The following is a 262-nucleotide window of genomic DNA, read 5'->3' as shown; positions in this document are numbered from 1 at the left end:
CACGCGCAGCGCCAGCCAGGGCCACAGCGCCATTAGACTGCGCAGGCCCAGAAACACCGTACCCGTGAGCAACCCCATATGCAGGCCGGAGATCGCCAGCAGATGGGCAAGGTTCGAGCCGCGCAGGTCTTCGACATGGGCGCGGTCGATGGCCGCCCGGTCGCCGGTGATGATCGCCGAGGCGAAGGCCCCGGGCTGGCCCGCGATCCGGTCGCGGATCGCCTTGGACAGCTTCAGCCGGGGCTCGTAGACGCGCTCGGCG

The 262-nt window shown here is 70.2% G+C and carries 1 protein-coding gene; it reads right to left on the bottom strand.

What is annotated here, in order from left to right; translation table 11 throughout:
- A partial coding sequence (locus E0702_RS17785; RefSeq protein WP_205742099.1) for a ComEC/Rec2 family competence protein occupies window positions 1-262 on the bottom strand: 262 nt, incomplete at both ends.

This window comes from Halomonas marinisediminis, assembly GCF_004347715.1.
GTDB classification, from domain to species: domain Bacteria; phylum Pseudomonadota; class Gammaproteobacteria; order Pseudomonadales; family Halomonadaceae; genus Halomonas; species Halomonas icarae.
This window is presented reverse-complemented; position numbering and strand designations above follow the sequence as displayed.